Origin of the sequence: Pseudomonas sp. SIMBA_068, assembly GCF_046534705.1 — a bacterium.
GTDB classification, from domain to species: domain Bacteria; phylum Pseudomonadota; class Gammaproteobacteria; order Pseudomonadales; family Pseudomonadaceae; genus Aquipseudomonas; species Aquipseudomonas putida.
In genome coordinates, this window is record NZ_JAWRYI010000114.1 from 1 (window position 1) to 381 (window position 381).

The 381-nt window shown below is 59.8% G+C and carries 1 protein-coding gene; it reads left to right on the plus strand.

Annotation, left to right across the window (positions count from 1 at the left end; translation table 11 throughout):
* On the plus strand, positions 1-381 hold a 381-nt coding region (locus tag SB756_RS28420), incomplete at both ends, for a 2-deoxy-5-keto-D-gluconate 6-phosphate aldolase domain-containing protein (RefSeq protein WP_410912829.1).

The window sequence follows — 381 nt, forward strand, 5'->3', positions numbered from 1 at the left end:
TCGACAGCCGTCTGAACCATCTGCACCGCGTGACTACCCGCAAGCAGCAGTGGCCGGAGCTGAATGTCTTCGCCTTTGACCACCGCAAACAACTGGCGGATATGGCGCAGGAAGCGGGCATGGACGAAAGCCGCATTCCGGAGCTGAAACTGCTGCTGCTGGAAGCCGCTCAGCAGGCTGCCAGAGAGGCAGGATTAGAGAATAAAAGCGGGATTCTGGCGGATACGACCTACGGTCAGAAGGCGCTGAACGCCATCACCGGTAAGAACTGGTGGATTGGCCGCCCGATTGAGCTGCCGAGCTCGCGTCCGCTACGCCTGGAACATGGCAACATCGGCTCGCAGCTGATCGACTGGCCTGCCGAACACGTGGTGAAATGTC